21 protein-coding genes, 1 other RNA gene and 1 pseudogene are annotated in these 24,395 nt (G+C 62.3%); 10 read left to right on the top strand and 13 right to left on the bottom strand.

The genetic code is table 11. The features are described from left to right. The first annotated feature begins 113 nt into the window (after positions 1-113). Positions 114-665, top strand: a complete 552-nt coding sequence (locus tag ACQ66J_RS02925) for a CBS domain-containing protein (protein ID WP_430430417.1) — start codon at positions 114-116, stop codon at positions 663-665. Positions 666-742: 77 nt separating this feature from the next. On the opposite strand, the gene ACQ66J_RS02920 is transcribed toward ACQ66J_RS02925, so the two are convergent. Both ACQ66J_RS02920 and fumC read right to left on the bottom strand, forming a co-directional pair. Then, positions 743-937 carry a DUF4169 family protein gene (locus ACQ66J_RS02920; protein ID WP_430430416.1) on the bottom strand — a complete coding sequence of 65 codons (195 nt, stop codon included), beginning with the start codon at positions 935-937 and terminating at the stop codon, positions 743-745. 50 nt (positions 938-987) lie between these two features. Continuing rightward, entirely contained in the window at positions 988-2,379 is a 1,392-nt protein-coding gene (gene fumC / locus ACQ66J_RS02915; protein ID WP_430430415.1) for a class II fumarate hydratase, read from the bottom strand. Positions 2,380-2,720: 341 nt separating this feature from the next. Between fumC and ACQ66J_RS02910 the strand changes: the two genes are divergently transcribed. Continuing rightward, positions 2,721-3,080 (top strand): RusA family crossover junction endodeoxyribonuclease, encoded by a 360-nt coding sequence (locus ACQ66J_RS02910; RefSeq protein WP_430430414.1) that lies wholly within the window; start codon positions 2,721-2,723, stop codon positions 3,078-3,080. Between the two features lie 54 nt (positions 3,081-3,134). Here ACQ66J_RS02910 and ACQ66J_RS02905 read toward each other — a convergent pair whose 3' ends face one another. From ACQ66J_RS02905 to ACQ66J_RS02880, 6 genes are all read right to left on the bottom strand, one after another. Then, on the bottom strand, positions 3,135-4,346 hold the full coding sequence (locus ACQ66J_RS02905; protein ID WP_430430413.1) for an alginate export family protein: 1,212 nt from the start codon (positions 4,344-4,346) through the stop codon (positions 3,135-3,137). Between the two features lie 178 nt (positions 4,347-4,524). Further along, positions 4,525-5,178 carry a hypothetical protein gene (locus ACQ66J_RS02900; RefSeq protein ID WP_430430412.1) on the bottom strand — a complete coding sequence of 218 codons (654 nt, stop codon included), beginning with the start codon at positions 5,176-5,178 and terminating at the stop codon, positions 4,525-4,527. A gap of 180 nt (positions 5,179-5,358) precedes the next feature. Continuing rightward, positions 5,359-7,032, bottom strand: coding sequence for a methyl-accepting chemotaxis protein (locus ACQ66J_RS02895; RefSeq protein ID WP_430430411.1), 1,674 nt, complete (start codon positions 7,030-7,032; stop codon positions 5,359-5,361). A 120-nt stretch (positions 7,033-7,152) separates the two neighbouring features. Next, positions 7,153-8,364, bottom strand: coding sequence for an MFS transporter (locus ACQ66J_RS02890; RefSeq protein WP_430430410.1), 1,212 nt, complete (start codon positions 8,362-8,364; stop codon positions 7,153-7,155). Beyond that, positions 8,357-8,800: a PaaI family thioesterase gene (locus tag ACQ66J_RS02885; RefSeq protein ID WP_375548576.1), complete on the bottom strand. Its 444-nt coding sequence runs from the start codon at positions 8,798-8,800 to the stop codon at positions 8,357-8,359. The genes ACQ66J_RS02890 and ACQ66J_RS02885 overlap by 8 nt, the downstream gene beginning before the upstream one ends. Then, positions 8,797-9,255 carry an SspB family protein gene (locus ACQ66J_RS02880; protein WP_160093462.1) on the bottom strand — a complete coding sequence of 153 codons (459 nt, stop codon included), beginning with the start codon at positions 9,253-9,255 and terminating at the stop codon, positions 8,797-8,799. The genes ACQ66J_RS02885 and ACQ66J_RS02880 overlap by 4 nt, the downstream gene beginning before the upstream one ends. Positions 9,256-9,512: 257 nt before the next feature. On the opposite strand from ACQ66J_RS02880, the gene ACQ66J_RS02875 reads away from it, so the two are divergent. Beyond that, positions 9,513-11,264 (top strand): ATP-binding protein, encoded by a 1,752-nt coding sequence (locus ACQ66J_RS02875; protein WP_430430409.1) that lies wholly within the window; start codon positions 9,513-9,515, stop codon positions 11,262-11,264. On the opposite strand, the pseudogene ACQ66J_RS02870 reads toward ACQ66J_RS02875, so the two are convergent. From ACQ66J_RS02870 to ACQ66J_RS02850, 5 genes and pseudogenes are all read right to left on the bottom strand, one after another. Then, positions 11,261-11,475: pseudogene (locus ACQ66J_RS02870) on the bottom strand (methyl-accepting chemotaxis protein); the annotation flags it as partial. The gene ACQ66J_RS02875 and the pseudogene ACQ66J_RS02870 sit on opposite strands and share 4 nt — an antisense overlap. A gap of 204 nt (positions 11,476-11,679) precedes the next feature. Then, positions 11,680-12,036: a transfer-messenger RNA gene (gene ssrA, locus ACQ66J_RS02865) on the bottom strand. A 24-nt stretch (positions 12,037-12,060) separates the two neighbouring features. Then, positions 12,061-12,438 carry a VOC family protein gene (locus ACQ66J_RS02860; protein ID WP_375548578.1) on the bottom strand — a complete coding sequence of 126 codons (378 nt, stop codon included), beginning with the start codon at positions 12,436-12,438 and terminating at the stop codon, positions 12,061-12,063. 128 nt (positions 12,439-12,566) lie between these two features. Then, complete coding sequence (locus tag ACQ66J_RS02855; protein WP_430430408.1) at positions 12,567-14,588, bottom strand: S8 family peptidase; 2,022 nt, start codon at positions 14,586-14,588, stop codon at positions 12,567-12,569. A gap of 247 nt (positions 14,589-14,835) precedes the next feature. After that, positions 14,836-17,091: a heavy metal translocating P-type ATPase gene (locus ACQ66J_RS02850; protein ID WP_430430407.1), complete on the bottom strand. Its 2,256-nt coding sequence runs from the start codon at positions 17,089-17,091 to the stop codon at positions 14,836-14,838. 187 nt (positions 17,092-17,278) lie between these two features. On the opposite strand from ACQ66J_RS02850, the gene ACQ66J_RS02845 reads away from it, so the two are divergent. The 7 genes from ACQ66J_RS02845 (at position 17,279) to ilvC (ending at position 24,279) form a co-directional block, all read left to right on the top strand. Then, positions 17,279-18,091, top strand: coding sequence for a thymidylate synthase (locus ACQ66J_RS02845; RefSeq protein ID WP_430432222.1), 813 nt, complete (start codon positions 17,279-17,281; stop codon positions 18,089-18,091). 3 nt (positions 18,092-18,094) lie between these two features. Beyond that, the gene (locus ACQ66J_RS02840; protein WP_375548581.1) at positions 18,095-18,616 is read left to right on the top strand and encodes a dihydrofolate reductase; all 522 of its coding nucleotides are present in this window, start codon (positions 18,095-18,097) and stop codon (positions 18,614-18,616) included. A 102-nt stretch (positions 18,617-18,718) separates the two neighbouring features. Beyond that, entirely contained in the window at positions 18,719-19,885 is a 1,167-nt protein-coding gene (gene hflK, locus ACQ66J_RS02835; protein ID WP_430430406.1) for an FtsH protease activity modulator HflK, read from the top strand. Between the two features lie 3 nt (positions 19,886-19,888). Continuing rightward, a complete protein-coding gene (gene hflC, locus ACQ66J_RS02830) occupies positions 19,889-20,770 on the top strand; it encodes a protease modulator HflC (RefSeq protein ID WP_375548583.1) in 882 nt (293 codons plus the stop codon). Between the two features lie 159 nt (positions 20,771-20,929). Further along, positions 20,930-22,336 (top strand): Do family serine endopeptidase, encoded by a 1,407-nt coding sequence (locus ACQ66J_RS02825; RefSeq protein WP_430430405.1) that lies wholly within the window; start codon positions 20,930-20,932, stop codon positions 22,334-22,336. Between the two features lie 9 nt (positions 22,337-22,345). Beyond that, entirely contained in the window at positions 22,346-23,290 is a 945-nt protein-coding gene (gene miaA / locus ACQ66J_RS02820; protein ID WP_430430404.1) for a tRNA (adenosine(37)-N6)-dimethylallyltransferase MiaA, read from the top strand. Continuing rightward, positions 23,290-24,279 (top strand): ketol-acid reductoisomerase, encoded by a 990-nt coding sequence (gene ilvC / locus ACQ66J_RS02815; RefSeq protein WP_430430403.1) that lies wholly within the window; start codon positions 23,290-23,292, stop codon positions 24,277-24,279. The genes miaA and ilvC overlap by 1 nt, the downstream gene beginning before the upstream one ends. Positions 24,280-24,395: the final 116 nt, after the last annotated feature.

The following is a 24,395-nucleotide window of genomic DNA, read 5'->3' as shown; positions in this document are numbered from 1 at the left end:
CGCGAAAAGGCGGTGGAGCAGGGCTTCACCGCCTTTTCTCCATGGAGGCAAATTCGCCGCGACCGGAAGTCGCACTAGGTGATCATGGACGCCACCTAAAAGGAGACGCGATCATGACACACGCCCCCAACCAGACTGCGCGCCATGGCCTGCGTTTGCGCGACCGGCCGGAATTCTCGCGCAAGACCGCGCCCCTGACCATGTCTGCGGGCACGATGGCGAAAGAGGCCGTCGCTGAGATGGCGGCGCGCAACTTCGGCTCCGTCATCATCGTGGATAGCGATAACAAGGTTGAAGGCGTGGTGACCGAGCGCGATATCCTGCGCCGTCTGGTCAATGAAGGCCGCGATCCGGCAAAGACGGCGCTGTCTGACATCATGACCGCCAATCCGCGCACGGCACGCGCCGATGACGATATGCTCGAATGGCTGCGGATGATGAGCAATGAGCGCTTTCGCCGCCTGCCCGTGGTCGATGAGGACGGGCGTCTGATCCAGGTGCTCACCCAGGGCGATTTCGTCAGCTATACGTGGCCGGACCTGATCAGCCAGGCGACCTCGCTGGGCAAAGCCACGGTCATGCGCAACTTCCCCCTGGTGCTGATCGGCGCGGGCATATTGATTTACCCGCTGATCCTGGCGTTGGCGCTGGGCGCGTTCGGCTAGGCGAGGTTTCGCCTGAACCGGTTCCAGAAACGGCACGTCCCGAAATGAAAACGGCGGCTCACCGAGCCGCCGTTTTTTTAGGTCTCTGACCCCTCATCCGTGTCCCGCTTGTGCGCCTCCAGCGCCGCCTGACGCTTGGCTTCGCGGGCTTTCTCAAGCTCGCGCTGGGCCTTGGGCGTTCCGAACTGGATGCGATTGGTCTCAGCCTGTTTGGCCTTGTCCGCGCGCGCTTTCTGTTTACGGGCCTGACGCAGATTGATCGGCTGGGTCATGGGAGTCTCCAGGCTCCGCCGCCGAAGCGGCGGAGCAGGGTGAGCGGGCCTTATTTCGGGCCGATCATGTCTTCAGGGCGCACCACACGGTCAAACTCGTCTTCGGTGACGAAGCCCAGACGGATGGCTTCCTCGCGCAGGGTGGTGCCGTTTTCGTGGGCGGTTTTCGCGACCTTGGTGGCGTTGTCATAGCCGATACTGGGCGCGAGGGCCGTCACCAGCATGAGCGAGCGCTCCATGATGTCGGCGATGCGCTGCTCATTGGCTTCGATGCCGACGACGCAATTGTCGGTGAAGGAATGGCAGGCGTCCGCGATCAGCTGGGCGCTGGTCAGCACATTGTAAGACATCATCGGCTTGAAGACGTTGAGCTGGAACTGGCCCTGGCTGCCGGCGAAGCTGATCGCCGAGTTATGGCCCATCACCTGAGCGCAGACCATGGTCATGGCTTCGCACTGGGTGGGGTTCACCTTGCCCGGCATGATCGAAGAGCCCGGCTCGTTGGCCGGCAAAGCGATCTCGCCAATACCGCAACGCGGGCCAGAGCCCAGAAGGCGGATGTCATTGGCGATCTTGAACAGCGACACCGCCGCCGAATTGAGCGCGCCATGCGCTTCGACCATGGCGTCCTTCGTGGACAGCGCCTCGAACTTGTTGGGCGCCGAGATGAAGGGCAGCTCGGTCAGCTCGGCCACTTCTTCGGCGAACGTATGCGCAAAGCCCACTTTGGCGTTCAGGCCGGTGCCCACGGCCGTGCCGCCCTGGGCGAGTTCATAGAGCGCAGGCAGGGCGGCTTCGACGCGGCGGATGGCGTTGTCGAGCATATGGACATAGGCGGAGAATTCCTGGCCCAGGGTCAGCGGCGTCGCATCCATCAAATGCGTGCGGCCGATCTTGATGATGTCGCCAAAGGCTTCGGATTTGTCATTGAGAGCGTCGCGCAGCGTTTCGAGCGCCGGGACCAGGGTATGCACGAACACTTCCGCTGACGCGATATGCATGGCGGTGGGGAAGGTGTCGTTGGACGATTGCGAGCGGTTCACATGGTCATTGGGGTGGACCGGATCTTTCGAGCCCACTTCGCCGCCCAGGATCTGGATGGCGCGATTGGAGATGACCTCGTTGGCGTTCATGTTCGACTGGGTGCCCGACCCGGTCTGCCAGACCACCAGCGGGAAATGATCGTTGAGCTTGCCTTCGGCCACTTCCAGCGCCGCCGCCGCAATGGCGTCGCCCAGTTTCGGCTCGAGATTATCCAGCGCCATATTGGCCTTGGCGGCGCAATGCTTGACCACGCCCAGCGCGCGGACGAGGGGCAGGGGCTGGGTCTGGCCGCCGATCTTGAAGTTCATCAGCGATCGCGCGGTCTGCGCCCCCCACAGCTTGTCGGCAGGGACTTCGAGGGGGCCGAAGGAATCGGTTTCAACGCGCATCTCGGTCATCGGTCTTTCTCCAGTACGGCGTGGGCCATGTATGGGGCGTCTATAGGCCCGCACAGCAAGGACAGGCAAGCCGCAGCCTGGCGGAGCGCCGTCTAATCTGCATCTCCATGGCGGGGTTTGAGCGGCGCGGGCTGCGCCGGCTGGCGCAAATCAGCCCTCTTCAAGTCAGCCGGCCATCAGGTGTAGGATCAGTCTTGGCGATCTCGACACGGGACGCGGCCTGAGGATGAGGATGGATCTGACGAATCGTCATAGGCATCTTGGTTTACAGGGTTCGATATTCCGTTTCGCTTCCGTGCGGCGACGTATTGGAACCCGATAGATTGAGTGGGAGAGGGAAAGTGCAAGCATCCGCCACTGAAGGTGCGCTGAATGTGCGTGTGGACGCGCCGACCTCGCAATCGCGTCAGTTCAAGGATCTGATCGCCGCGTATTTCCGCACCGAGTTCAAGCGCGTGGGGCCCCGATACGGCGCGTTCGAAATCGAGATCGAGATTGAGCACGGCCCAGGCAGCCCCGTTCATGACGTGGACAGCGTGGCCCGGGCGGTGGTCGAGGCCTTGACCGGCATTGTTTTTCACGATGACAGCCAGGTCCAGCGTCTGCATGTGGAGAAGACGACGGGTGAGCGCGACCGCGTGAAAGTGCGCGCGCGCCCCATTGGCGATCTGATTGAAGCGGCTCACGCAGACGCCGCCTGAACAAAAAACGCCAGGGCCGAAGCCCTGGCGTTCATGACTGCGTATTCAGACAGCCTAGAATTTATAGCCCAGCGTGACCCAGTATTTGGTCTTGTCCGCAGGCGCGTAGCTGGCGTCCGGGCCGTCATAATCGGCCATTTGCACCGACAGCGACACATTGTTCGCAAAGCTGACATTCACAAAGGCGTCCAGTTCTTCACCCAGATCATTACTGGTGTTCTCAGAACTGAAATCCCGCCAGATGAGGCCCGCGCGCCAGCCTTCGATGGCTGAAGAGTCCACGCTGGCGCCATAGCTGACCTCAACGTTGAAATCTTCAAGGCCGTCCGCCGGTGCGGCGCGACCGCCGCCGTGGAAGACATCCGCCCAGCCGGCCGTGCCGTGATTGGAAGCCAGCGGGTTGGCGAAGGCGACATTTCCGTCGCCTGAGACCACGTCATATCCAAGCGCGAGGCGGGCGCCGCCATAGGCGAACGCGACGCCGCTATCCATCAGCGTATTGTCAAAGCTTGCGGTGGCGGACCCGGAATCGTTTTGCGCCGCGACCATCAGGTCATAGCTGACGCCGATTTCACCCAGATCGGTCGAGCCGGTCACGCGGGCGCCATAGGTGGTGTTGGACAGGTTTTCGCGGCCAGCCTCTGGGATGTCGATCAGATAGACGAAGCCGGAGACTTTGAAGGCGTCGCTCGCTTCATAGCTGGCGTGGAAGAGGTGAGCGTCGGTGTCCCAGTCAAAATCGGTGCCCGGCCCTTTGTTGAGTTGCCAGTGATAGACATAACTGGCTTCAAAAGCGCCAGTCTCATAGGTCAGCATCGCAGCGTCATGGGAGTTCTTGTCCTGACGCCAGCCGGGAGAGCCGATAATACGGTTGCCGTCAAAGCCGAGATACTGACGGCCGACGGTGAAGGTCAGCGCGTCGTTCGGCGCGAACGTCAGCTGGGCGCGGTTCAACTCAGTGAAGTCAGGGTCGTTGATCGTCGCGAACTGGGGCCGCGGATCAAAACTGGTGTTCCGGTCATCGCCCGAAAGCGTGATGTTGTTTTCAGCTTCCGCCAGGAAGGTGAAGCGCTCATCCGCGGGTTTGAAGCGCACGCCGACCCGGCTGCGCAGGGTCAGCGAGTCTGCATCCAACTTGCCGGTTTGCTCGACCGTTTCGTATCGGGCGCGAAAATCGCCGAAGACTTCAGCCGACTGTGCGAAGGCGGCCTGGGGAACCAGACCTACGCCTGCGCCCAGCAACAGGGAGAGTGTGTTAGATTTCATGTCCGGCCCCATCGGTCCAAAAATAAAAAATACTTGGCGGCCCAAGTTGGGGCGGCCTGTGTCTGGGGCCATTAAGAATATAAATACTTCAAGTTTGGTTAGTCAGGTGTTCAGAACAAATACACGTCACCTGCTGGACTGGGCGTTTCGTGACGGGCTGGTCTTTTACAAGGCAGGCCTACTCGGCGATCTGGGCAGGGCTGAGTTGAGGGCGCGCTTTTTTGAGCGCGCTGTAGATCAACCCCAAGACCGCGATCACGACCAGGAAGTTGATGACCCAGGACAGCCCACGCAGTCGATCCGCCATGGCGGACGAGCTCATGGGGGTGGTGGCGAGAGCTTCATTGATTTCAGTGATTTGTGCTCGCATTTCAATGTCGAGCCGGGTCATCGCCAAAGCCTGATCCTGAACGGCGGAGGCTGAGCGGTCTGTGTCCAGACGGGCGGCTTGCAGGGTCAGGCTGCGAATGGCGGGCAGGGCCTGCTCCAGCGCATCGAGCGGCGCTTCAAGATTTGAGCGCGGCGTCGCGAGAGCGTTCATGGCGTCCACGCCAGCTTCGTATTCTTCAAGATTGATCAGCACAGCCTGCATCCGCAACTGGGACGGCGCGCTGATCATCGCGTGTGCGTCGCGCATCAGAGAGCTGAGCTCTTTGTCGAGCGTCGAGGCGGCGTAGATGCGCTCGATTGTAAGCCGTGACTGGGTTTCAAACTGTCGAAGGGAGGCGCCGATCACGATGCTGACCACCGCATAAACCAGTAAGAGCAGCAGGGCGAGACTTGGCAGCGCCTTAGCTGCGGCAGGAGAGAGAGCAGACTTCAAGGCAGGCATGGCGAGACCTCCGCTGAGATGCGCGATTCGCGTAATGCGGGAGCGCGTATCCGATATTTCCCTAAAGTGATCCCGACTTGTTTAACGTATCCTTTAACGTGTGCCGTAATCCCCAAAGGGGGGCCGTGAACAAAAAAAGGGACGCATATGCGCCCCTTTTCCAACCCTATCCGGGGTGCGTTACGAAGCGCGCATGGTCTGCACGAAGCTTTCGAATTCTTCTTTCCAGGCCTCGTGACGGTCCGCCATTTCCTGAGCGGCGGACAGCACGGATTTGGAAATCTCGTCGGTCTGGTGTGTGAACTCCACCACTTGCGCCACGCTGGAGGCGGCGTCGCTGGAGCCAGAATCTGCGCGCTGTGCGGATTCCGCGATCTCGGTGGTCGCCACGCGTTGCTGATCGATAGCCGCCGCACAGCTGGTGGCCAGCTCGCCCAGCTGACGCACGGCCTGCAAGGTGCGGTCCGTGGACGCCGCCGTTTTCTCGGACGCGGATTGAATGGCGTTGATCTGGGCGGAGATTTGCTGGGTTGCGCTGCTGGTCTGTTCGGCCAGTTCCTTGACCTCGCTGGCCACGACGGCGAAGCCCTTGCCTGCCTCGCCGGCTCGGGCCGCTTCGATCGTGGCGTTCAGCGCCAGAAGATTGGTCTGGTCCGCGATGGTTTCGATCAGGGTGACGATCTCGCCAATGGCCTGGGCCGCTTCAGAGAGCTGGGTCACCACGGTCGAGCTTTGCTCGGTTTCCGAGCTGGCCTCATTTGACAGCTCGCTGGTGCGCGTGACCTGTTCGGAGACTTCGCGGATCGATGCGGCCAGTTCTTCTGAGGCCGCCGCCACCGCCTGGATGCCAGACGCCGCTGCGCCCGAGGCGGTTTGGGCGTCACGTGACAGGCCGGATGCTTCGCTGGACGAGCTCTGCATTTGAGACGCGGACGACGACAATTGCTGGGAGGCCGCCATCACCGAGCTCAGCAGTTCAGTGGAGCTGGTTTCAAAACGCAGCACCGCATCTTCGATATCCTTTTGACGCTCCAGGCGCTGAGAGGCTTCACTGGCCTGATTGGCGTGGATCTGGTCGGCGTTGCTCAATGCGTCTTGCAAGGTCGCAATCGCGCGACCGAGATCGCCGAACACATCCTTGCGGGACGTCTCGGAGATCGTCATGTCGCGTTCGCCGTCCGCCAGCTTGCCCACCAGAGACTGGATCGAGCTGACCGATCGGCGAATGCTCCCGCCGATGACCTGGGTCATGGCCATCAGACCCGCCGCAGTCAGGATGAGGGCGATCAGGCTGACCCATTGCGCGACGGACGCCATCTGATCGCGGCTGGCCCAGGCGGCTTCCAGCAGCGCCCGCTCGCCATCGCGAACGATTTCGATATTCGTGTCCATCCGGTCGTCATAGACAGCGAGTTCATCAATGAAGCGCTGCATCTCAACGTCTGTATAGGTGGCGATATTCGCTGTGGCGCTCTGAATCAGCGTGTTGAGACCTGGCACGTCAGCGCGGATGGCGGCGAGCGCAGAGCGGAATTCAGGCTCTGTTACGATGGCTTCCACATCGCTCAGCGCGATCTCGAAATCGGTGAGGTTGCCAAGCGCCGCCTCTTGCCGTTCCGGCGTCGGCGAGCTGGCCATCAGATAGGTGTCGCGCAGCAGCGAGGTCAGGTCTTTTTCAAGACCGCTGGCCGAGACAAGGGCGTTTGTTGCGTGATCGGCGCGTGCAGCAGCCTGCTGGCTGAGCGTGCCCATCAGGAAATTCGCGCCGACATATCCCAGCATCAAGACGATGGACGCTCCGGCGATCATCCGCAGGCGCATCGTCATGGAAAACTGATCAAGCTGTCCGAACATAAGAAGCCCCCAATATGGCTATTTTACGCGATCTTTTTGAAAGTATTGGCTGTCATAGCGTAAACTTTAACCACGCTTAGCAATCGCCGCGTTAAGATATGTTTGCGCATAAGGACGATATTACTTGCGACCATTCGCCATTTTACTGGCGTCCGTTTGTCGTCTCAGGCTCAGCATCGCCCAGACGCCCACCATCGGACCAAGCGCCAACGGCCAGAAGGCGAACCTCCATCCCGTCACATCGGCCCAGACAGGCAGGAGCTGAACCGTAATCAGCGTCAGGGCGAAGCCCAGAGCGGTTTGCAAGGTCAGGATGGAGCCCGCCTTGTCAGGCGGCGCCAACTCGGCTGCGGCGGCGGAAAATTGCGCGGAGTCCGCGATAACGGTGACGCCGTATATGACAAGCAAGCCGATCATCAGCGCGGCCGGGCCAGACCAGACCCAGGCGCTGAGCAGGGCGCACGCGCCGCTGAGGGCCATGGCGACGCTCGTCACCAGAGTGCGCCCGACGCGGTCCGCGATCCAGCCGGCTCCCAGCGCTCCCAAAGCGCCCACCCCGACTATGACAAAGGTCGTGACCGGGATCGAGATGGATGAAGAGAGAGCGTTCTGCTCGGCCCACACGGCGAGAAAAACGCCCACCCAGGCCCAGAACGCATAGAGCTCCCACATATGACCCAGATAGCCCAGATTGACGCGGGCCAGCGCCGGGTCGGTGAGGCTGAGCCGTATCGCGCGTGGATCAAACCGGGCGGCGCGTTTGAAGGCGGGGCCTGCACGGGCGCACAGGATCAAGACTGCGCTTGCAAGCGCCGCCAGCCCAGACAGGGCGAAAGGGGCGCGCCACCCCAGAGTATCGGTGATCACCGGCGCCAGGTGCGGGCTGGCTGAGCCCAGGGTCAGAGCCCCGACCAGCAACCCGATCAGCAGTCCGGTATCGCCTTTGGCCCAGCTTGCGGCGAGTTTCATGCCCACGGGATAGACGAAAGCCAGGGCCGCGCCTGCGCCCAGCCGCGTCAGGGGCATAAAGAACGAGCCAGGCTCCAGCAGGACGGCGGCTCCGCTCATCAAGGCCGCGACGCTCGCGCCCGCCGCGAAGACATGGCGGGCGTCATAGCGGTCCGCCACACCCAGAACGGCGCTGGTCAGAGCGCCGATAACAAACCCGAGCTGGACGGCGCTGGAGAGGGCGGCGCCGGCGAACGGGCTCAAGGCTCCGGTGTCCTGCAAGCCGGGAAGGGCGGCGGCGCCCGCGAACCAGACCGACAACGCCAGCACCTGAGACAGTGCGATCAGCGCCAGATGGCGCGGTTTGCCCGACAGGTCAGCCATGCTCGAAGGGGCGCAGCGCGGTTGTCGCCGACGCGGTTGCGCACAACACGCCGTCTGAATTCCAAAGCCAGCCTTCAGTGAAGGCGACGCTGGAGCCCAGCCTGACGACTTGACCACGGGCCCGAGCCCGATCCGTCATCAGGGGCCGCAAAAAGCTGGTTTTCATTTCCAGGGTCGGCACGGCGGTTTTCAGATCACCGGCGATGAAAGCGGACAGGCTCATGGCTTCGTCCAGAAAGCCTGTGACGATGCCGCCCTGAACGGAACCGTTTGGATTGCGAAACTCCGGCCGGGCTTCAAACCAGGCTTCCGCCCAGTGCGCAACCGGGTCCAGATCAATCAGTGAGAAGCCTAAATGCCGTGTGACGCCAGGCAAATGAGCAGGGTCTGAGAATAGCGCCGCCAGCTCGTCCCGACGCGATCGGGACGCACTCACTCTTTATTCCGAAACGCTTCGAGGCTGACCACGGTGCCTTCATGGACTTCATCCTCGCCAGACCCATCGCCCGGCGTATCGCCGGGAGCGGGCGTGGCGTAATCAAAATGAAGCCGGAAGCCGACGCTGGGGTCGTGAAAGCGGGTCACTGCGCGCCAGGGAACCTTGAGATATTTCGGAACGCCGCCGAATTTCAGCGTCACCTCGAACCCCACATCATCAATTTCCAGATCCCAGAACTGGTGCTCCAGGACGATGGTCATCTCTTCAGGATAGGCGCTGGCCAGGGATTCATCGATATCGCAGCCTGGATCGGTGGTGCGAAAGGTGATGTAAAAATGGTGCGCACCCGGAAGGCCGTCACCCGCCGCCCGTTCAAGAGACTTTCGAACCACGTCGCGCAAAGCATCCTGTGCGAGCCGTTCATATTGCATCAGGTCTTTCGTCACCTGCATCGCCCTTTCCCAGCCGCGGCAATCAGTCACGAAGCGTACTTGTTCCCAGCGGTGCGTCAATCGGTCGTGGCGGTCGGACACACCTGTACGGCGCCCGCCTCAATTCCGTCATGCACACAGCGAGGCGTCTGACTTCAGAGCGCTTACTCACCTGAATAAGATTTTCGCAACCAAACCCTAAGGTCTTTGGTATAATGTCTTCACATCATCGACGAGGTCAGGCCCGTGAACGGGGCTGGATGATGGGGAGACTTTAGATGCGAGCTGCTCTTAGGCGCTATTGGCCGTCGCCGGACGCGACTGAGCCTTTAAGCGTAGCCTCGGCGCGAGTGTTGACGGTCTTCTGTGTGCTTGGCGGGTTGAGCTGCTTGGCGGTCAACATCATCAACATGCATTTTCTTCCCGACTACGCCTTTGAAATAATTACTGGTACGGCTTTGTCCCTTCTTGTTCTGGCCGGACCTTACCTGATAAATGGGCGGCCGCATTACCAGCTTCGAATGCGGTTCGTCGGCATAACCTTCGTAGCGTTTCTGGGTTTGCTCTCGCTGCTGAATGGCGAGTTGGTCAATGTCAACAATCTGGGCCTGGTCCCGGCGGTGTTGACGTTTTGCCTGGTGCTGGGCGTGATGGACGGTCTGATGATCGCCCTGTTCAGCATTGGCGTTTACACGGCGACGTATTTCATCACCCGCTCGGGCGGAGACGCCAGTTTGTCACTGGATACGCTCTATGCGGGGCTGGTCCTGTCTCAGGTGTTTGTGTTTCTGTCGGCGGGCTTTTTCCGCGCCAGCATGATGACGGCCGTGGCTGCGGTGGAGGCGGAAAAACTCAAGGCGGAGCAGGCCAATCAGGCGAAATCCCATTTCCTCGCCAATATGAGTCATGAAATTCGGACGCCGCTGAATGGCGTTCTGGGCATGACAGCGGTTCTGGCCTTGTCCAGGCTCGATGATCGTCAGCGCAAGGCGGTCGAGGTGATCCGCACTTCAGGCGATCATTTGCTTTCGACGCTCAATGACATCCTCGACCTGGCCAAGATTGATGCAGGCCAGATGGACGTTGAAACCGTGGAATTCACCCTGGGCGAGGTCTCTGAGCAGATTGAATCGCTGTATGCGCCCCAGGCTGAAGAGGCCAGTCTGAGCTTTTCCCTTCGCTATGAAAATGGTGTGAGCGCACAGAGCTTGCGTATCGGGGACCCGACACGTCTCAGCCAGATTGTTCATAACCTTGTGTCGAACGCCATCAAGTTCACGCGCAAGGGCGGGGTGCGCCTGATTTTCTCTCAGGACGACGCGACCGACGAGTTGATCTTGCGTGTCCGTGATACAGGCTGCGGCATGACGCCTTCACAGCTTGACCGCGTCTTCATGCCATTCACCCAGGCGGATGCCTCAACATCGCGTGAATACGGCGGCACGGGTCTGGGCTTGTCGATCGTTAAGCGTTTGCTGGAAATCATGAAGGGCCGCATTGACGTCGAAAGCGAACCCGATATCGGCACGTTGTTCACCGTCCATCTGCCGTTTCGCTCGGCCAATACACAAGATAGTCACGCCGCGATCAGAAATGACCGTGTTTGCGACGGACTGATCCCCAAAGGATTGAAAGTGCTCGTGGTCGACGATTGCGAGACCAATCAGGCCGTTGCCGCGGGCTTGTTGCGCGCTTGCGATGTCGACGTGGTTCTGGCGGATAGCGGAGAGGCGGCTCTGATCCAATCCCAGACGCATGATTTTGATCTGGTGCTCCTGGATATCCGCATGCCGGGACGTGATGGCGTACAAGTGTTCGGCGATATGAAGGCGGCGCGCCAGCAAGACGACCGGACCATGCCCCCAGTGATCGCAATGACCGCCAACATCATGGCCCATCAGGTGGAGGGCTATATCGAAGCTGGTTTCTGCGACACCTTGGCCAAGCCTTTACGGCAGGATGTGTTGATGCAGGCGGTGTCTGACGCCCTGACCGAACAGAGCGCCGCCATGCGCGCTCGGTCCGCCTAGACATCTGACGCGATCCGATACGCCAGCCAGAGGCCGCCCCAGTGTCGGCCTTTCATGATCATCGGCGCGCTGAGATCCTTCATCATCACAGCCGTCCAGCCCCCTTATCCCTGCGATAGGTCTGAAAAAGCATGGGTTTTGTATTCTGACCGGCGTGCAATCCCACGCGGTCATGAAAGATCCGGCGATTGCGTCGCTGGGCGGCGTTCCAGTCAGGGCCGTGCTCTCAGGCGCGGAAGCGGCGGCGGGGTCAGGTCGTCAAGACATGCCGATTTCAGTGCAGTAGGAATCCAGGTGCACAGCATCGGCGTCGGAACAGGAATAAAATCTTCCTGCAAAGCGGTCAGTCGCGAAGCACTCCCGCTCCTTTCGTCGGAGGCGCAGGGCGCGGAACAGAGCAGAGCAGAGCAGGAAAAGTGGAGGCTTCTGTTGCCAGGCGCCTCCGAACCCCGCCTAACCTTGCTAGAGATTAGGACTTAAGTGCGAGATACCCGCGCTGCTATGCAGCGAGAGCGACCTCTTCAGCATAGTTGTCGTTGGCAACTACTATATATGGGCTGGTAACGAAGCCCATTCGGGCGAAAGCTACGTCTTTAGCCATCCGTCGATCCTATTCGGCCCCATGCTCGCCGCCCAACGTGCGGAGGAAGATTGGTGGAGCCGCCGGGATTCGCACCCGGGTCCGGTCTAGTTATTACACGCGCGTTTATCGCCATAGTCCGCCGAAGCGAACACTTTGAATATAGGCGACGCACGCGCCCCGTTAAAGGGGCGAGCGCATCGCCTGCAGGTTTGATCAGCCCATTTTCATGACGAAGGCATTGAGCTTATTGCCGTCAAGATCGCGGAAATAGGCGGCGTAAAAGCCTTCGCCGCGGGGACCCGGTTCGCCCTCGCATGTTCCGCCCATGTCAATCGCGGCGTCATAGATCGCCTTGACATGGTCTTCGTCACGGGCGGCCAACGCCACCATGACGCCATTGCCCACACTGGCCGGTTCGCCATTGAACGGCTTGGTCAGCCCGATCCCGGCGCCGCCGTCAGGCTTTCCCCAGGCGATGAAATTGCCTGGATCTTCCATCATGCGCGGCGTGTCGAGCAGCTCAGCGATACGATCATAAAACACCGCCGCCTTCTCAAGATCATTCGTTCCGACAGTCACATAACCAATCATAGTGCGTTCCCCATTTGTTCAAGATGGCAATTTGCGCCTTTTCTTCATTCCGGGCAAGTGAAATTCCGGGGTCCGGACGAAAAAGAGCCGCCGGTTTTACCGGCGGCTCCAGACAGGCTTGTATCGTTTTATTGGCTGATTGAGAGGGTGATGTCGCCGCTGGCGGCGTTATAGCCGTCCACCGCGATATGATAGGTCACACCGGGTGTGGGGAAGAAACGCACCCGGCTTTGCAGCGTGCGGCCGGCGTCGTCATTTGTCCCGACCGTGGTCAGGGCGTTGACCGACGAACCGGTATAGACCCCGAGCAATGTGTCGTAATTGGAGCCGAAAGTGGTGATGGTCACCCGGCTCGACGAGGTCGCCGTCCAGCTCCACCACACCGAGGCGCCGCCAGATTGGGCATGATTGGGTTCACCGGCTTCCTTGTCCGCTCCGGTATTGGACCCCGTGGCCGAGGCTGACGCGCCAGACAGGGTGATCCGGTCTGCGAAGTCGTTGTTGGCGGATCCGGTGGAGCCGCCGCCCGCAAGCTGGGCGTAGGCCGCCTCGATTTGGATGCGCGGATAGGTTTGCCCGTTCCGGGAGTCAAAGATGGACACGCCCGTGCTTTCCAGCGCCGTTTCGATATCGGTGACGCTGGCGCTGGGGAAGGCTTCGCGCAGCAAGGCGAAGGCGCCGGCCACGTGAGGGGTGGCCATGGATGTGCCCGATGACCCCGAGTACCAGTGACAGAACCCGTCAGGTCCCGGCGCTCTTGGCGTGCCGGCGGCGATGCAGTTCTGGCCCGGAGCGGGCTCTTCAGACTGCCAGGCGGCGGTGATGGCGCTGCCCGGCGCCATGAGGTCCACAAGGCTGGAGGCGTTTGAGTAGCTGGCCACGGCGTCAGTTTTTGTCGTGGCGCCGACCGTGATGGCGCTGGAGATGCACGCTGGCGTGCTGACCGAGTTTGTGAAGCCGTCATTGCCGCTGGCGATCACTGTTGCGATCCCGGCGCTGCGCAGATTGTTGATCACCGTGGTGCGCGCATCAGAGCTGTCGCAAGCGGAGAAATTCTGTCCGCCGCCCAGGCTCATATTGATCGAGGCGAGGTTCAGGCTCGCCCGGTTGAGGTACAGCCAGTCCAGCGCGGCGATCTGGTCGGACGTCCAGGACTGAATGCATGGCTGGGTCGCGCCCGGGCCGCATTGGCTGGCGGGGAAGCGGGCGAACACGTTCACGGCGATGATGTTCGCGCCACGCGCCACGCCCGAGATCGGACCCGAACCGAGGGTGGTGGTGCGGCCTGCGGCGGTTGAGCCCACATGGGTGCCGTGGAAACACCCATTGGTGCCGTTGGTGGGGTCAAGGACAGCTTCAACGCAGGAATCGCCTGCGCCGGCGCTGCTCAGGCTTGTCACTTGCGCGACGCCGCCGGGGCAGTTGCTGGTCGAGACGCCCGATACGATCTGGTTGAAACAGGCCGAGGCGGTGATGGCCGGTCCGGTCATCGGGTGTTCGTTTTCGACCCCGGAATCCAATATGGCCACTGAATACCCTGAACCCTCAACAGACTGGGCCCAGACGTCATCTGCGCCGACAAGCACTGTGCTGTCTTGCAAGAGCAAGGGGTCGGGCCGGTCTTCATAGACGGTCATGACACCGTCTGTGGCGCGCAAAAGACTGATCTCACGGGCATTCGCCATCATGGTGAAGCCCGGCGTCGCCAGATAGGCGCGCGTCAGAACAGGGCGGCTCGCCGTTTCGGATTCACCAGAGCCGCCGCGCTGGGCGATGGTCGCGTCCGCGGCGTCGGCGCGCTGGACGCCATTGCCCCCGAACGCGTCCAGCAACACGCGTTCGCGCAAGGCGCGGATAGCGGTCAGTTCTGGGGATTCCCCGGCGCGCGGCTCGGTGAACCCGCGGACGTCCCGGTCCTTGGCGGGACGCATCATGACGATGATCGGAATGCGAGCCCCGGTCACCAGGGCCTGTTCAGAGCTTGGTGAGACAGGGCCTGTCAGCCCGTGTCGCAGGCTTGAAACATCCACGTCTCCGAGCTGGGCGTTCAGGCGGGCTTCATTAGCGTCTTGAGGGAGAACATCCTGTGCGAAACTCATAGGTTGAAGTGAGACGAGGATGAATGCTGCTGATAAGGCGGACTTAAGCATAAAGGCCTCCAAGGGGTTAGGGCGCCGTTCAGATGCCGTCACATGTAAGAGGGGGGGTGACGAGGTGGCGGCGCAGACCCGAAGAGTGACGTATTGCGGTAATAAAAAACAACCCAAAATCGATAAATTCCCTCATAAATTGAAAAAGACTTGGAGATTCAATTAGAAAAAGCCTGCGATGAGCGCCGTGTGGAGCCGATCACACCGGTGGGGGCTGTATAGCGGGATGTCAGGTGCGAGGGCCGAGTCAGCCCTTGAAACCGCGGAGCCTGAGGGCGTTGCTCAGAACGCAGACGCTGGAGGCGGCCATGGCGGCGGCGGCGAAGATCGGCGACAGCGACCACCCGAAGACAGGGGTGAACACGCCTGCCGCCACCGGGATCAGCAGTGCATTATAGCCGAACGCCCAGACCAGGTTCTGTTTGATGTTGTTCAAGGTCGCCCGGCTGAGACCCAGAGCTGCAGCGACTATGGCGGGATCATCGCGCATCAGGACCACGTCCGCGCTTTCCACCGCGATGTCAGAGCCTGAACCCATGGCGACGCCCACATCGGCTTCGGCGAGGGCGGCGGCGTCATTGACGCCGTCACCGATAAAGGCGACCGGGCCATAGGCTTTGCGCAAGGACGCGACGGCTTGGTATTTTTCATCGGGCGGCGTTTCGGCTCGGATATCGTCAATCCCGAGCGCCCGTCCGACCGCATGCGCCGGCGCATCGCCATCGCCTGTGATCATCGCGATTTTCACGCCCTGGCGGCGCAAGGCGTCGAGCGCCGCGAAGGCGCCGGGCCGGATCGGGTCTGAGACGCCGAAGACAGCTTGAACTTGGGCGTCCCGCGCGAGGATGATCAATGTGACGCCGGACTCATCGAGTTCCTTGATGGCGGTCGCGAGCGGATCGAGATCCACGCCGAGCCGTTTCATATAGCGTTTGGAGCCCAGCGCGACGCTTTGATCGTCCAGATTGGCCGTCACGCCGAACCCGGTTTCCGCGCGCCAGTCTTTCAGCGCAGGCAGGGCGATCGTACGCTCTTCGGCGGCTTTGAGCACGGCGCGTGCGATCGGGTGCTCGCTGTTGTGTTCAAGCGCTGCGGCGAGGGCGAGGGCGCCCTCTTCGCTCACATCGCCTGTGGCCTGGATTGTCGTCAGCGTCGGGCGGCCCTCAGTCAGGGTGCCGGTCTTGTCAAAGGCGGCGACGCGAATGCCCGAAAGGCCTTGCAGCGCCTCGCCATGTCGAAACAAGACGCCCAGCTCGGCGCCGCGGCCGGCGCCGACCATGATCGAGGTGGGCGTCGCCAGCCCCATGGCGCACGGGCAGGCGATGATCAGCACGGCGACGGCTTTCACCAGCGCCTCGCTCACCCCTGCATCCGGGGCGAACATCAGCCAGGTGAAAAAGGTGATCAGAGCGATGGCGATCACGGCGGGCACGAAAACCCCCGTCACCCGGTCCACCAGGGACTGGATCGGCAGTTTGGCGCCCTGGGCGTGTTCGACCATGGCGATGATCTGGCTGAGTACTGTGTCTGCGCCTGTGCGCTCGGTACGGATCGTCAGCGCGCCATTTGTGTTCATCGAGCCGCCGACCACGGCGTCCCCTTCTGATTTGAGCACCGGTACCGGCTCGCCCGTCAGCATGGATTCATCCACATAGGATTGGCCGTCCGCCACCACGCCGTCCACGGGCAGGCGTTCGCCAGGGCGCACATGAACCTGATCGCCGGGGATGATCGCCTCCAGCGCCCGCTCGACGATCTCACCGTTCCGCTCCACCCGCGCGGTTTGCGGGCGCAGTCCGATCAGCTTGCGGATGGCGGCGCTGGTGCGGCCCTTGGCGCGCGCTTCCATATAGCGGCCCGCCAGGATCAGGGTGGTGATCATCGCGGCGGCTTCAAAATAGATGTGGCGCGCCTCAACCGGGAACAGCTCCGGCGCCAGCAAGACCAGCGTTGAATAAGCCCAGGCCGCGCCTGCGCCCAAGGCCACCAGCGCATTCATCTCCGGGGCGAGCCGGAACAGGGCCTTGCCGCCCAGCGTGAAGAAGCGCCGACCGGGGAAGGCGAGGACCAGGGTTGTCAGGACGAACTGGATCGACCCGCTCAGCGTCTGACCCAGCGTGTTCATGATGAAATGATGGAACCCCGGGATCATATGCCCGCCCATTTCCAGCACGAAGACCGGCAAGGTCAGAACGGCCGCCAGGATCAGCTGGCGTTTGAGATCGGCGCGCTCGCGCGCTTTGTCGGCTTCCTCACGGGCGGCGCGATCGGGCGCCGGGTCATAGCGTTCGGCCTCAAAACCGACGCCCTCGACTGCAGAGATCAGCGTGGCTTCATCAAGGTTTTCGCCCGTCACCTGAGCGCGGGAGGTGGCGAAGTTCACGCTCGCATGCTGCACGCCTTGGGTCTTGGAGAGCGCCGTCTCCACCTTTCGCACACAGCCCGCGCAGGTCAGGCCGGACAGTGACAGGGTGAGGGCGGAGGCGGGAGCGCTCTGGGTCATGGCGTTGAGATCGGCCCTGACCGGTTCATATGCAAGTGTCTGGAGATGCGAAACAGATGCGGTTTATCCGCGCAAGACCGGGCGGCGGATGCGCCGCTGGCCTTTCCCGAATCGGCAGCCGGGTTACACTCTGACTGGAATTGCATCTCAGGAGGCCGCCATGGCGCTTGCCGAAACTCCGACGCCGATGATCGGCTCTCCCATCGAGCGCGCCTATCTCGATCTGCTGCACGAGATCATGGAGACCGGCGAGGATCAGAGCGACCGCACCGGCACCGGCACGCGCGGCGTATTCGGGCGGCAGATCCGGTGTGATCTCAGCGACGGTTTTCCGCTGCTGACCACCAAGAAAGTCCATTTCAAATCCATCGCGGTGGAGCTTTTGTGGTTCATCAAGGGCATCACCAACGTCAAATGGCTGCAAGAGCGCGGCGTCAGCATCTGGGATGAATGGGCGGACGAGAACGGCGAACTCGGCCCCGTCTACGGCAAGCAATGGCGTCGCTGGGAAGGCCCGAACGGTGAAGAGATCGACCAGCTGGCGGCCCTGATCGACCAGATCAAGGCAAGCCCGGACAGCCGCCGTCATGTGATCAGCGCCTGGAACCCCGCCGACGTGCCCTCCATGGCGCTGCCGCCCTGCCATACGCTGTTCCAGTTCAAGGTCCTGGGCGGGCGGTTGCACCTGCAGCTCTATCAGCGCAGCGCGGACATGTTCCTCGGGGTGCCGTTCAATATCGCCAGCTATGCGCTGCTGCTGGCCATGGTGGCGCAGGCCACCGGCTATGAGCCGGGCGAATACGTGCACACATTCGGCGACGCGCACATCTATTCCAATCATTTCGACCAGGTGCGCGAACAGCTCTCGCGCACGCCGCGCGCCTTGCCGACGCTGACGCTCAACCCGGACGTGACCGATCTGTTCGCGTTCGAGTACGAAGACATCACGATCGAGGGCTATGATCCCCATGCGCGCATTTCTGCGCCGGTGGCGGTGTAAGTGATGACCCACGCCAAGCTCGCCATTGTCGTTGCGGTCGCCAGGAACGGCGTGATTGGCCGAGACGGCGATCTGCCCTGGCGTATTCCGTCCGACCTCAAGCGTTTCAAGCAAGTGACCTTGGGCAAGCCGGTGGTGATGGGGCGCAAAACCTGGGACAGCCTGCCGCGCAAGCCCTTGCCGGGGCGGGCGAATTTCGTGATCAGCCGGTCGATGACAGCGGCGGCGGGCGCGTATGTGTTCGCCGATGTCGAGGCCTGTCTGGATGAAGCGCGCGCCGCGGCTGTGGATGCGGGAACTGATGAGGTCTGCCTGATCGGCGGCGCGCAGCTTTACGCGGATCTTTTGCCGAAAGTCGACCGAGTATACCTGACCGAGGTCGACCTTGAGCCCGAAGGCGACGCGCACTTTCCGACCCTTGATGAAGCGGACTGGCGTGAAATCAGCGCTGACCGGGTCGAGGCGTCTGAACATGACGATGCGGGGTTCACCCTCAGGGTGCTCGATCGCAAGGCGGCGGTTTAGCGCAGCACTCTGATACCGGTTTTACTTGAACCGGAGCGTGTGACCCGCCACATATTGGCATACATAAGACCCTAGAAATCCACTTAACCAGCGGGGAGATACATGCCCTGGAACGACAATGCAGGCGGCGGCGGCCCATGGGGCTCCGGCGGCGGCGGTCAGAATAACAATAACAACAACCCCTGGGGCCGCGGCCCCAACGGGCCGGGCCGCGGCCCGTCCGGCGGGGGTCAAGAGCCTGACCTTGAGGAATTGGTGCGCCGGTTCCAGCAATGGCTCGGCGGCAAAGGGCCGCGCGGCGGTGGCCGTGGCGGCTCTGGCAAAGGCGGCTCAGGCGGCGGCCTGGTCGGCGTGGTGGCGGGTCTGATCGCCATCGGCGTCATCACCGCAGCCTCTGTCTATCAGGTGGGCCCGGGTGAAGCGGGCGTGGTGCAACGCTTTGGCGAATACGTGCGCACGACCGGCGCCGGTCTTCGCATCAAGCTGCCCTATCCGATCGAGACGGTTGAAACCGTCAACGTCACCGAGATCCGGTCCGTTACGATTGGCTCGACGCCGCAAGAAGCGCTGATGGTCACCCGCGATGAAAACATCGTGGACCTGTCCTTCACCGTTCAGTGGCAAGTCGATCCGACCCAGGTTCGCGACTTCGTCTTCAACGTCCGGGATCAGGCCTCCATGGTTCGCGCGGTGGCGGAAAGCGCCATGCGTGAAGTCGTGGGCACCTCCGACCTGCAGCCGATCATCGGCACGGGCCGGGGCGAGGTGGCTCAACGCGCGGAAGAGATCATCCAGGAAACCCTGAACCTCTATGAATCCGGCATTCAGCTCGTGGGTCTGCAATTGCAGGAATCCGCGCCGCCGGAAGAGGTGATCGCGGCCTTCCAGGACGTGATCAGCGCAGACCAGGATGCTGAGGCCAACGCGCTGCAAGCGACGGCTTACGCCAACCAGATTGTCCCGGAAGCGCGCGGCGACGCCGTCCGTCTTCTGGAGGAATCGCGCGGGTATCGCGATCAGGTGGTCGCCGAAGCTCAAGGTCAGGCCGATCGCTTCAACTCGATCTACGCTGAATACGTCCAGGCTCCGGACGTGACGCGTGAACGGATGTATATCGAGACGCTGGAACAGGTTCTGGGCCGGTCTGACCTGATCATTCTTGATCAGGACGGCGCCGCGAACGGGGCGGTTCCGTATCTGCCGCTCGACCAGTTGGGCCGCAACCGAGGCGACGTCAATCGCGCCGCCGGTTCTGGGCAGGGAGGTTAAGTCATGAGATTTCTCACAATCGCCCTCGTGGTCATTCTGGGCGGTCTTTTGATCGCTGCTGCGACCGCGACCTACACCGTCAGTGAAACACGCTCCGCACTGGTGCTGCGTTTCGGTGATCCGGTTCGCGTCATCAACGATATCGGCGATGACGAAGCCGGGTTGCACTTCAAACTGCCCTGGGAAGAGGTCTTGCTGTTTGACCGCCGCAATGTCGAGTTCGACATGCGTCCGCAACAGCTGCAGGCCGGCGACCAGGAACGTCTCGAAGTGGACGCCTTCCTGCGCTACCGGATCGTCAATCCGCTGCGTTACTATCAGACCTTGCGCAATGAGAACGGCGCCGAGGCCCGTCTGGGCTCGATCATGGAAGACGCGCTGCGCGCCGTGGTCGGCTCGATCCCGTCTCAGGACGTCATCTCCGGCCAGCGCGCCGAGTTGATGGACCGGGTGGAGCGTGCGGTGGACGCCGCTGTGACCCGCGCCGATCTGGGCCTTGAGGTGATCGATGTGCGCATCCTGCGCGCCGATCTTCCCAACGAGGTTGAGGAGCGGGTGTTCCTTCGCATGCGGTCCGAACGTCAGCAGGAAGCAGCTCGCATCCGCGCTGAAGGTGAAGAACGCGCGCGTGAAATCCGGGCGTCTGCGGATCGTGAAGCGACGGTGATTCTCGCGAATGCGCGCGCTGACGCCGACCGTATTCGCGGTGAAGGCGACGCCCAGCGGAACGCCATCTATGCGGCGGCTTATGGTCAGGACGCGGAATTCTTCCGCTTTTACCGGTCCATGATCGCCTATGAGACGGCGCTGCGTGAAGGCACCCCCATCGTGATGGGGCCGGACAGCGCTTTCTTTGACTATTTCGGATCCCAGGACGGCCGTTAACCGCCATTCTGAGCTCAGAAACAGGAACGGCCGGGCGCAAAACGCCCGGCCGTTTCACTTTTTAGCCCTCAAACACAGGTCAGCGCTTGGCGGGGCCGGGGCGGCGCCGTTAAGACTCTTGGCCTGATTGAAAGACCAAACAGACAACGGGGAATGCCGATGCGCGTGCTTGGCGCTGTGATCTTTGCTCTGGCCCTCATGGCGGCGTGCGCCGCACAGGCCGCAGCCCAGCCCAATGAGGGCTTCGCCGATCTCAATGACCGGCTGAGCCCCGCCGTGGTCAATATCGCCACCGCCCAGCGGGTCGGCGATGAAGACGGCTCGCCCCTGTTTGCGCCAGGCACCCCGCTGGAACGCTATAATGATCTGTCGGGCAATCGCCTGCGCATGCAGCGCTCGCTCGGCTCGGGCTTCATCATCAACGCGGACGGCGTGGTGATCACCAACCACCATGTCATCGACGGCGCGGATGAGGTGGAAGTCGTTTTGCAAAACGGCCGCATCCTCTCCGCAACGCTTGTCGGCAGCGACCCGGCGACCGACATCGCGGTACTGCGCGTGCAATCAGAAACACCTTTGCCCGTCGTGGCTTTTGGCGATAGCGAAGCGGCGCGCGTGGGCGAATGGGTGGTCGCCATCGGCAACCCGTTCGGCCTGGGCGGCTCTTTGACCGCCGGCGTGATCAGCGCGCGCGGTCGCGAGATCGGCGGTCGCTATGACGATTACCTGCAGACCGATGTGGCGATCAATCGGGGCAATTCCGGCGGTCCGCTGTTCAACATGGACGGCGATGTGATCGGTGTGAACACGGCGATCTTCTCGCCCACCGGCACATCGGTGGGCATTTCCTTTTCCGTGCCGAGCGCCATCGCTGAGCCGGTGATCAACCAGCTGATCGAATATGGCGAGACCCGCCGGGGCTGGATCGGCGTCAACGTTCTGGAAGTCACCCGTGACATGGCTGAAGCCATGGGGCTGAACACGCCGCGCGGCGCCGTTCTGACCCGCATCGATCCTGACGGCCCCGCCGCGAATAGCGGGCTTGAGACCGGTGATGTGATCCTGGCGTTCAATGGCCGCCCTGTGGCAGATGACCGGGTGCTGCCGCGCATCGTCGCAGAAACAGCGCCCGGCTCACGCGTGGATGTGGAAGTGTTTCGCCGTGGCGAATCCCTGACCCTGGCGCTGGAGGTTGAGCGCCTTGAGGAAGAAAGCCGGCCCACCCCGCCCGTGGGCGCAGAGCTTGATGAAGACGGCGATGGCCGAGGCGACGTCCTCAATGGCGATCTGTTCGGCATGACGCTTGAGCCCATCACGGATGCCCTGCGTCGCCGCTACCGCATCAATGCGGACGCCAGCGGGCTGGTGGTGACGGCGGTGGACCCTGATAGCGATGCGGCTGGCAAGGTCCGCCCCGGCGACGTGGTGGAAGAAATCGCCTGGACACCGGTTGAGAGTCTTGATCAGGCGCGTGACCTGATCGCCCGGGCCGGCGCCGATGGCGCGCCCATATTGTTCAGTCTGAACCGCCAGGGTCAGTACGTGCTTGAAACCTTGCGCAGCTAGAGCGCGTTGATGGCCGTCACGCCCGACATCCTGCTGCTGGCCGGCCCGACCGCGTCTGGAAAAAGCGCGCTCTCGCTGCACGCCGCACGGGCGCTGGATGGCGAAGTGATCAACGCGGATTCCATGCAGGTCTATGACGGGCTGAGTGTGATCACCGCGCGCCCCGAACCCCATGAGATGGCGGGGACGCCGCATCATCTGTTCGGTGTGATGGACCCTTCAGAGCGCTGCTCGGTCGGGGCGTGGGCGAAGCTGGCGATCGCTGCGGTCCGTGACATCACCGGGCGCGGCAAGCGCGTGGTCTTCGTCGGCGGGACGGGGCTGTATTTCAAAGCGTTGGTGGAGGGGCTGGCGCCGACGCCGGAGGTGCCCCAAGCGATCAGCGGCGAGGTTGCGGCGCTCTATGAGCGCGGCGGAGTGGAAGCTTTGCGCGCCGAGGCGGACGCTCTGGACCCGGTCGGTGCGGCCCGCATCGAGGCGGGCGACCGGCAACGCCTGATGCGGTTGATCGCGGTGGCGCGCGCCGCCGGGCGTCCGCTATCGGACATTCAGGCCGAGACACGCCCCCTGATTGATCCGAAGCGCTGTTTGGGCGTGGTGATCGCGCCGGATCGCGAGGCGCTCTACGCGCGGATCGAGGCGCGCTTTGACCAGATGGTGGCCCATGGCGCGTTGGAAGAAGCGCGCGCCATCGCCGAGCGCCGCCTGTCGCCGGACCTGCCCGCCATGAAGGCGGTGGGGCTGCCGCCGCTGATCGCCCATGTTCAGGGGCGGATGGAGCTTGATGAGGCCATTGATCTGGCCAAGCGCGACACCCGCCGCTACGCCAAGCGCCAGTTCACCTGGTTTTCCAACCAGCACCCCGACTGGACGCGCGTTCAATCCCTGGATCCAGTCACCGCGCGCGCGGAACTGGACGACATTCTTCTCAAACCCTTTTTCGGAGCCGCGTGATGGCTGAACCGTTATATCAGGCTGATCTCGATCTCAGCGCGCTTGAGAGCGAGACCCTCGCCCTTATCGGCTACGGCAATCATGGCCGGTCCCATGCGCTCAATCTGCGCGATATGGGCGCGCGCTCCATTCTGATCGCGTTGCGAGACGGGTCGCCCTCACGCGCCAAGGCAGAAGCGGACGGGTTTGAAGTGGTGTCCATGGCGGAGGCCGCACGGCGCGCGGACATGCTGTCGTTGCTGGCGGCGGATGAAGCGCATGGCGAGATCTGGCGCGAGCATATCGCGCCCCATTACCGGCCCGGCCTGACCTTGCTGCTCTGCCACGGTTTTTCCATTGAATACAAGGTGATAGAACCGCCTGCCGACATTGACGTCGTACTGGCTGCGGCCAAAGGGCCGGGCGGCGCGGTGCGATCAAGCTTTGAAAAGGGCGGCTCCCTGATCGGGTTCTGGGCGGTGCACCAGGATTATACCGGTCAGGCGGAGGCGCGGGCGAAAGCCTATCTGGGCGGGCTGGGATGCGGCCGGGCCGGGGTGTATTCCACGACCTTCGGCGAGGAGGCGCTGGCTGATATTCTGGGCGAACAGGCGGTGCTGGTGGGCGGTATGTGCGCCCTGGCGCGCGAAGGCTATGAACAGCTGGTCGCCGCCGGAATCAGTCCGGTCATGGCCTATATCGACACCGTCCACGAGCTCAAATACATCGCCGATCTGATCCAGAGCCGCGGCATCGCCGGCATGTATGAAGCCATTTCAGACACCGCCGAGTTCGGCGCGCATGAAGTGGAAGGCCCGATCCGCGACGCGGTGCGCCCGGTGTTTGAAGCCATCGTCAAGGATGTCACCGCGGGCGGTTTCGCCAAGCGCTGGGTGGCGGACTATGAACAGGACAGGGCCGGGCTGAAAGCCATGAGGGCCAAAGCCGCGGAGCATGAGCTGGAAGACACTGGGCGACTGATCCGCCGCGCGTCAGCCTTTGGAGACTGAAGGCCTTAACCGAATTGATTGCGCCAACCGATTGCCAGCGGTGTAAAAAAGCGTATGCGTACCGCCGCTCCGCGCTGGATGGCGATCGTTCAGCCGCGTTGACACTTTTCCGGATA

It is taken from the genome of Oceanicaulis sp. (genome assembly GCF_965284345.1).
Taxonomy (GTDB): Bacteria; Pseudomonadota; Alphaproteobacteria; order Caulobacterales; family Maricaulaceae; genus Oceanicaulis; species Oceanicaulis alexandrii_A.
The sequence above is the reverse complement of the archived record's forward strand: the minus strand, read 5'-3'. Positions and strand labels throughout refer to the sequence as shown.